This window comes from Pediococcus damnosus (assembly GCF_001437255.1).
Lineage (GTDB): Bacteria > Bacillota > Bacilli > Lactobacillales > Lactobacillaceae > Pediococcus > Pediococcus damnosus.
Genome location: NZ_JQBD01000086.1, coordinates 1 through 7881, shown reverse-complemented (window position 1 = coordinate 7881; position 7881 = coordinate 1). Strand labels below are relative to the sequence as shown.

Sequence of the window (7881 nt, the reverse complement as noted above, 5' to 3'; positions counted from 1 at the left end):
CCACCAATACGATTTGACAGAGACCCATAAAAAATCGCGAAATCAAATGATCTCACGACTTTCTTATTATCCATTATCGGGAAAACAGGATTTGAACCTGCGACCCCCACGTCCCGAACGTGGTGCTCTACCAAGCTGAGCTACTTCCCGTTTTGGTAAATAACTTTAAGTGGTTAGTTTTAACGTCAGGGCACCTTTTCCACCGTTCAAGTGCTTAATCGGGAAGACAGGATTCGAACCTGCGACCCCCTGGTCCCAAACCAGGTGCTCTACCAAGCTGAGCTACTTCCCGCTCATATTATCAATCTAATTAAAATGCCAACATGTAAAAGTTACAGTTGGCATTTTAAACTTATTCAGTCTACTGATTCTAAACCAGCAAGCTTCCATAATATTGATGCACCCAGTAGGAGTCGAACCTACAACCTTCTGATTCGTAGTCAGACACTCTATCCAATTGCGCTATGGGTGCTTATTAATGCCGAGGACCGGGATCGAACCGGTACGGTCATCACTGACCGCAGGATTTTAAGTCCTGTGCGTCTGCCAATTCCGCCACCCCGGCAATGCTTGTAGTTAAACCTACAAAGCGGAAGACGAGATTCGAACTCGCGACCCCCACCATGGCAAGGTGATGTTCTACCACTGAACTACTTCCGCAAAGCTATTAAATTGGTGAATGCCGACTAGAGGATTCGAACCTCCGACCCCCTGTTTACAAAACAGATGCTCTGCCAACTGAGCTAAGTCGGCTAATCAATAATTAATAAAAGTTATTAATTAGAAGTGCGGGCGAAGGGACTCGAACCCTTACATCTTTCGATACAAGAACCTAAATCTTGCGCGTCTGCCAATTCCGCCACGCCCGCAATGCTTATATATTTGTAAATGAGCCGTGACAGTCTCGAACTGTCGACCCTCTGATTAAAAGTCAGATGCTCTACCAACTGAGCTAACGGCTCAATGGAGGATACAGGGCTCGAACCTGTGACCCTCTGCTTGTAAGGCAGACGCTCTCCCAACTGAGCTAATCCTCCATCACACGACAACTACATAATATTATCATTGACGCCCACTAATTGTCAATAACATTTTATAGTTGTCGCAAAAAAATTATTAATCAATTAAACGATCCCTAGGTTTTACTTAGTGATTTTTGTTAAACCACCCATATATGGAATTAGGACTTCAGGAATCGTCACTGAGCCATCCTCATTTTGATAATTTTCTAAAATAGCTGCTACGGTACGGCCAACTGCTAAACCAGAACCATTCAGCGTGTGCACGTACTGTAATTTACCATCATCATCCCGATATCTAATTTTGGCACGACGGGCTTGGAAATCTGTACAGTTTGAGCAACTTGAAATTTCCCGATACATATTTTGAGCAGGAATCCAAACTTCTAAGTCATGCGTCATTGCAGCCGTAAAACTCATATCACTGGTTGTTAAAGTAATCACATGATATGGCAATTTCAAAAGCTTCAATAAACTTTCGGCCTGATTCGTTAATTTTTCGAGCTCATCCCATGAATCTTCAGGTTTAGTGAATTTTACCATTTCTACTTTATTAAACTGATGCATCCGGATTAACCCTCGGGTATCTCGACCCGCACTTCCCGCTTCTGAACGGAAGGCTGGTGATAAGGCCGTTTCATTAATTGGCAGCGCATCGGCATCTAAAATTTCGTTACGGTGAAAGTTAACTAGTGGAACTTCTGCAGTAGGAATTAAGGTTAAATCACTGTCTTGAATTTCATATCCTGCATGAGTTTCCTTAAACTTAGGAAATTGACCAGTGCCAAACATAGATTCTTCATTAACCATGTATGGTGTGATCATTTCGGTATAACCCGCTTTAACATTTTGATCTAAGAAAAAGTTATACACAGCCCGTTCAAGTCTTGCACCCAGCCCAACGTAATAAACAAATCGGCTCCCCGAAACTTTAGCTGCTCGTTCAAAATCTAAAATGCCCAGCTTCTCACCAATTTCCCAGTGAGCCTTAGGTGTAAAGGCAAATTTGCGTGGAGTTCCCACTTTACGAAGTTCAACACTACCTTCTTCTGTCAAACTAATTGGAACTGATTTGTTAGGAATATTTGGCAAATGAGCGGCTGCATTCTGAACTTCTTCAGTTAAGGCCTGCAAACGCTGGTCCAGTTCTTTAATCTCACCACCGACTTTACGCATTTCCATAATTTTATCGTTGGCGTCTTCTTTATTACGTTTCAATTGAGAAATTTGATCTGAAACTTCATTTCTCGTTTTCTTCAAGTTTTCACTTTCAACAATTAAATTGCGCCGTTGTTGATCCATTTTTAAAAGCTTATCAATATCTTTTGGATCAATTCCTCTTGTTCCTAAACGTTCCTTAACATAATCTGTATTATTTCGAATTTCTTTTAAATCTAACATGACTAAAACCTCCCTAGTTTTAATTGCATAATAAAAAGCCTTCTCATCCCATCAATTGGGACGAAAAGACTTTATTTCGCGGTACCACCCAAGTTTGCTGTTACCAGCACCCTCAATTATGGTTAACGACCGCAGCCGTGTGAAATTGCTCACCCGTTTGAGCCTATCGGAGTTTCGATTGATAGCTTTCACTAATTCTATCTCGCTTTAAATCTACTTAAAAAAGGCTTTACGTTTATTATTTAATCCCATCATACCCGAAAATAGGTCAACAAACAACTAAATCTCGGCAATTTTTTTATCCACAATTTGAATGACTTTGTCGCGAGCCTTAGGATCCTCAACAAAATCAAACTGATCCCCATCGATCTGAATCTTGGGACTTTCATTATAATTGTCATACCACTCAACATAGCGTTGGTTCAAATCTTGATAATACTCATACAAGCTTGGGTCATTATCAATTTGTTCATAGGAACGACCGCGTTTTTTAATCCGTGTCAACATCGTGTCAAACGAAATATTAATATCAATCAATAAATCGGGATTCTTTTTGTAATGAGTTTCTGGTAATTCTTCCATCATATTGGTTAACAAAGAATCATAAATTTGTACTTCTGTCTTGGTTGCGCGGCCTAAATCGGCATTTAAATGAAAAAGAAGCGAATCTTCATAAATTGAACGATCCATCACACTATTTTTAGTTTGAAAAGCTTCTTTGATTCCATCTAAACGACGATTCAAAAAGTAAATTTGCAGCAAAAACGCATAGCGCTTGGGATCTTTATAAAAAAGCGGCAAGATTTGGTTGTCATCAACTGATTCATAATAACCTTTTGTACCTAAATGTCGTGATAAAATTTCCGTTAACGTTGTTTTCCCTGCTCCAATTGGACCTGACAATGCAATCATTCGAAATACCCCTTTATTCATCTTTTAATACTATATATTGTAGCATGAACAGATTCAAAAACAATATATAGTTTAAAAATTCCCCGATTAGCCTAGTTTATTTTTATTACAGCATCTTGAATTATACACTTATTTCTTAGCTTTTCGAGCCTTTAAAATAAAATCAGGTTGCGTTAAATCAACTTCGTCCAAAGGAATCACATGAGTATGGTATTTAACTTTATAAAATACATACAACACAATAAAGATTGGCACACTGATGTAGCTAATCCCAATTGCTTTCCAGTTAAATGTCGCAAATGAGTGAAGATCCTGCCCAGCAATAACTAAGATACAGATTATAAAGGCAAAAATTGGGCCAAACGGGAACCATTTTGCATGATACCGCAGCTCTTCCACCTTATGTCCCTGTTTAATAAACGCGCGACGGAAACGGAAATGCGAGATGGCAATTCCTAACCAGGCGATAAATCCAGTTAAACCACTAGCAGCAACTAACCACATATAAATATGTGGACCCGCAATGCTAGAAATAAAGGTAAGTGCACCAACAACGGTAGTCCCAAGTAACGCCATCAATGGAATTCCTCGGTTAGTGGTTAAACTAAATGTTTTTGGCGCATACCCTTCCAGTGCCAGTGAGTAGAGCATTCTAGTCGACGCATACATCCCCGAGTTTGCCGATGAAATCACCGATGTTAAAATAACAGCGTTCATAACACTGGCCGCCCCAGCCAAACCAGCGCGTTGAAAGACCAAGGTAAAGGGACTAATCTTAACGTCACTTGCTGAAGATCCCAATAAATCAGGACTGGTATACGGAATAATACAGGCAATCACAAAAATTGCCAAAATATAGAACAAGATAATTCGCCAGAACACTTGGTTAATGGCCTTAGGAACACTTTCTTCTGGTGTTTCTGATTCTCCAGCTGTAATTCCAATTAATTCAGTCCCTTGAAATGAGAACCCAGCGACAACAAATACACTAAGAATCATAGGGATCCCACCGACAAACGGTGCTTTTTTATACGTGAAATTATTTAAATAGGTTGCGTGGCCGCCCATGATTCCAAAAATAACTGCCACCCCAACAATCAGGAAAATAATAACGGTAATAACTTTAATTAAGGCCATCCAATATTCAGTTTCACCAAAGGCTTTTACCGTGAGGGCGTTTACTGAAAAGATTAGTACTAACGCTACTACACTCCAGATCCACCCCGGAACATTTGGTAGCCAAAACTTCATAACAATTGAAACGGTACTGATATCCACGGCCAATGTAATGGCCCAGTTAAACCAATAATTCCACCCCATCGCAAATCCCAATGCGGGATCCACGTATTTCGTTGAATACGTTGCAAATGATCCTGAAACGGGCATATACGTGGCCATTTCACCTAAACTGGTCATCAAGAAATAGACCATAATTCCCATTGCGACATATGCCAATAAGGCCCCACCAGGACCTGCTTGTGAAATTGCTGATCCACTTGCCACAAACAATCCGGTTCCAATACTCCCACCGAGTGCAATCATTGAAATATGTCGTGTTTTCAATGAGCGATCGATGCTGTGATTCTCTTTTGCTGCCATAAACCTGTTTCCCCCTTGATTCTCGAATTAGAAAAGGTCTCGGCCAATCTTATTTTTAACCAACAAAAAAAGCCCTTTTGTATAACAAATCGCCATACAAAAAGACTTCCGATAAATTTCTCAGTCAAATCGTAGATAGCGCCCCGTAATGTTCTACAAACATTACGACAGTCCCTGACTTGTTAAACCAGGGCCCAACCCAAAGGTGAAAAAGCACCATCAAATTTCGGCCAACTCCCCTTTCACAACTCTTCATAGATGCTTTATCATCTTTGAGTTGTTACTTATGAATTTGGCAACCTCTTCTTTCGATATGATTTAATTATATACAAGCATACTTACTCTGACAACACCTAATCATCATTTAGATTGGATTCGGCATTTTCGATTTTTTTATTTAGTTCCAAAAAATTTGCTTGTAACTCTGCGTCTGACCCATTCCAATCAATTCCGGGAACAGTTGGTTCACCCATAATTTGGACCAGAATATCACTTAAACTTTGTTGTTTAAGATAGTTTCGCCACAAATTATCCGCATTTTGAAACGTTTTGTTCAAAACATTCTTGCCTCGTTTGGCAATTGGTCGGGCATCTGAAAAAATATTTTCAATGAATCCCATATCTGGATATGTTTTAATGGTCCCTTCACTAGCTTCCACAATATCTAATAATGAGATTTCGCTGGGATCTTTAGCCAGCCGAAAACCACCGTTATTTCCTGGAATTGAAGTAACCAATCCTGCCAACACAAGCTTCCGCATTATCTTTCGGAGATACGTTTCCGAACCTGTTAACCGTTTATGAATAACTGCCGTCGTTAATGGAATTCTCCGGTCCTGCGTGCACAATAACGCAATGATACATGCTGCCTGTTCAAACCCTTTAGTGAGTTGCATAATTACCGCCTTCTTTAAATCTTCGTTCTGTCAATTCATAATAAGTTTCTTGTTTCGGTGCAGGGTTCAAAACGCTCACTGGCAAGGTATGTTGCCCTGTCTGCTTAAACCCAAGGTGTTCTAAAAGAAGTTTTGAACGTTTATTTTCCGTGTAAGTACTCGCCAAGACAACATAGTCCCCATTCGTTTGAAAAACTTGTTGTAAAAGGTAACTAACTGCTTCCTTCATATAACCCTGACCCCAAAAGTCCTGATTCATCATATAGCCAATTTCAAATTTTTGAAAATCACGTTCCTGATGCTCATTACTAACTGAATACAATCCAATGCTCCCAATAACGGCTGCGCTTTGTTTTAAAGTGATGGCCCAAATATTTGTCCGCATAAGTTGCTGCAAAAAAAAATCGGTCTCAAACGAACTGCTAGAAACGCGAAACCCTGCCTGATCAGCAATTTCTTTGTTTTCAACAATTTCTTGAAGTTTAAACAAATCTCCCGACACAAAAGGTCGTAAATTCAGTCTCGGCGTTTTAATTTTTTTATCCACAGGTCTCTCCACCATCCGATCCAACGAATGCTTATCTAATTAAAGGATAACAGATTTCTTGCTTAGATAGGCAATTTTAATCAAAACTAATCGTGTCAAACAACTTTAATTTTGTTTGCGTTTTCGTAATGCCCTATAAATGTGATATAATTTTGATGTTTAAAAAAAGATTAAATCAAGATAAAATCCAATTTAATGGCTACTTAATCGGTTATGCTAAAGTAGATATCGACTTTTATTTTATATTGCTTCAGGAGGCAAATCAATGAATGAGGACCAAACACCCAAAAGATCCGAGCTGCACAACCACTTTAACGTTCCGCCAACCCGAACCGAAATGCATAAAGAATCGGAGAATGGTAACCAGAACAAACGGCCTAACCGTCCACGCCGTTCTCGGCGAAGACGTCTCATTTTTACAATCATTTGTCTTATTGTGGTAGCACTCGGCGTCTTTGCAGCCTACAAATGGTATGCTGCAAAAAAAGCCGCGAATTCCGTTTTCAACAGTGCGGATATTCAAAAAGCACGCGATGTTTCGGATGTCATTAAACAAAATAAACCCGTTTCAATTCTGCTCTTAGGCACTGATACTGGTGCCCTGGGTCGTAATTTTAGGGGTCGAACGGATACCATCATTATTGCCACTTTGAATCCTAAAAAGAAAAGTATGACTTTGACTAGTGTGCCACGAGATACGGCCATTTCCATTCCAGGATACACACAGTACGCACCCTCAAAGCTTAACTCGGCCTATTCATTTGGCGGCGCCGGAACCAGTATCAAATCAATTCAGCAATTATTAGATGTCCCCATTGATTTCTATGGCCTTGTTAATATGGGTGGCTTAGAAAAAATTGTCAATGGCGTTGGTGGTGTTACCATCACTCCTACCCTTAGTTTTAAATATGGGGCAGCTGATGTCACTAAGGGCAAGAAGATTCACTTAGGTGGAAAAGCAGCTTTAGATTATTCACGAATGCGTGATGAAGATCCAAAGGGTGATTACGGACGTCAGGTTCGCCAACGGCAAGTGCTAATGGCCATTGTTCGTAAGAGTGATTCTATAACCACTTTGCTCAGTCAAAGTTTCATGGATTCTCTAAAAAAACAAACTCAAACTGATTTAAGTTTTCACGAGATTGTGGCGCTATCCGCTAAATATCGGGTATCTACGCATCATCTTAAATCTACGCACCTGCAAGGCACCACGCAATTGATTAACGGGCAGGATTATGAAGTCGCTGATCAAACTGAAATGCAACGGGTAACAAACTTTATTCGTAACGGCTTAGACCTTAGTCATAAATCAACTGGAACGACAAATTTAGATAGCGTAACCACCGGAACTAGTGCCGATACCAATAGCTACACAAATGATAATACCCAATCCTCACAACAATCCGGAACAGGCACCCCTGGATATTAAGGTAACTATCAAAATGAACATCAACAAAAAATGGCTCAACCACGTAATTTATGGGTCTCTGTCAAATCGTATTGGTGG

General features: G+C 40.0%; 6 protein-coding genes, 9 tRNA genes and 1 riboswitch. Of the genes, 1 reads left to right on the top strand and 14 read right to left on the bottom strand.

Translation table 11 applies throughout. The features are described from left to right. Positions 1-76 precede the first annotated feature (76 nt). From IV84_RS08855 to IV84_RS08790, 14 genes are all read right to left on the bottom strand, one after another. Positions 77-150 (bottom strand) — tRNA-Pro (locus tag IV84_RS08855). A 68-nt stretch (positions 151-218) separates the two neighbouring features. Next, positions 219-292: transfer RNA gene (locus tag IV84_RS08850), tRNA-Pro, on the bottom strand. 106 nt (positions 293-398) lie between these two features. After that, a tRNA-Arg gene (locus IV84_RS08845) sits at positions 399-472 on the bottom strand. 7 nt (positions 473-479) lie between these two features. After that, positions 480-565 (bottom strand) — tRNA-Leu (locus IV84_RS08840). Between the two features lie 23 nt (positions 566-588). Next, positions 589-660 (bottom strand) — tRNA-Gly (locus IV84_RS08835). A 20-nt stretch (positions 661-680) separates the two neighbouring features. Further along, a tRNA-Thr gene (locus IV84_RS08830) sits at positions 681-753 on the bottom strand. Positions 754-787: 34 nt separating this feature from the next. Continuing rightward, positions 788-869: transfer RNA gene (locus IV84_RS08825), tRNA-Leu, on the bottom strand. Between the two features lie 20 nt (positions 870-889). Then, a tRNA-Lys gene (locus IV84_RS08820) sits at positions 890-962 on the bottom strand. Between the two features lie 2 nt (positions 963-964). Continuing rightward, a tRNA-Val gene (locus IV84_RS08815) sits at positions 965-1037 on the bottom strand. 105 nt (positions 1038-1142) lie between these two features. Beyond that, positions 1143-2420: a serine--tRNA ligase gene (gene serS, locus IV84_RS08810; RefSeq protein WP_046871284.1), complete on the bottom strand. Its 1278-nt coding sequence runs from the start codon at positions 2418-2420 to the stop codon at positions 1143-1145. Positions 2421-2699: 279 nt separating this feature from the next. Then, positions 2700-3332, bottom strand: a complete 633-nt coding sequence (locus IV84_RS08805) for a deoxynucleoside kinase (protein ID WP_056986455.1) — start codon at positions 3330-3332, stop codon at positions 2700-2702. Positions 3333-3461: 129 nt separating this feature from the next. After that, the gene (locus IV84_RS08800) at positions 3462-4931 is read right to left on the bottom strand and encodes an amino acid permease (protein WP_046871282.1); all 1470 of its coding nucleotides are present in this window, start codon (positions 4929-4931) and stop codon (positions 3462-3464) included. 128 nt (positions 4932-5059) lie between these two features. Next, positions 5060-5244: riboswitch (Lysine riboswitch) on the bottom strand. Between the two features lie 40 nt (positions 5245-5284). Continuing rightward, positions 5285-5827, bottom strand: a complete 543-nt coding sequence (locus IV84_RS08795; RefSeq protein WP_046871281.1) for an Rrf2 family transcriptional regulator — start codon at positions 5825-5827, stop codon at positions 5285-5287. Continuing rightward, a complete protein-coding gene (locus IV84_RS08790) occupies positions 5814-6374 on the bottom strand; it encodes a GNAT family N-acetyltransferase (protein ID WP_046871280.1) in 561 nt (186 codons plus the stop codon). The genes IV84_RS08795 and IV84_RS08790 overlap by 14 nt, the downstream gene beginning before the upstream one ends. A 265-nt stretch (positions 6375-6639) precedes the next feature. On the opposite strand from IV84_RS08790, the gene IV84_RS08785 reads away from it, so the two are divergent. After that, positions 6640-7803, top strand: coding sequence for an LCP family protein (locus IV84_RS08785; RefSeq protein WP_046871279.1), 1164 nt, complete (start codon positions 6640-6642; stop codon positions 7801-7803). Positions 7804-7881: the final 78 nt, after the last annotated feature.

Bases quoted from the DNA above. Each gene is read 5' to 3' on its own strand.
- serS (WP_046871284.1), bottom strand. From the start codon at position 2,420: ATGTTAGATTTAAAAGAAATTCGAAATAATACAGATTATGTTAAGGAA.
- IV84_RS08805 (WP_056986455.1), bottom strand. From the start codon at position 3,332: ATGATTGCATTGTCAGGTCCAATTGGAGCAGGGAAAACAACGTTAACG.
- IV84_RS08800 (WP_046871282.1), bottom strand. From the start codon at position 4,931: ATGGCAGCAAAAGAGAATCACAGCATCGATCGCTCATTGAAAACACGA.
- IV84_RS08795 (WP_046871281.1), bottom strand. From the start codon at position 5,827: ATGCAACTCACTAAAGGGTTTGAACAGGCAGCATGTATCATTGCGTTA.
- IV84_RS08785 (WP_046871279.1), top strand. From the start codon at position 6,640: ATGAATGAGGACCAAACACCCAAAAGATCCGAGCTGCACAACCACTTT.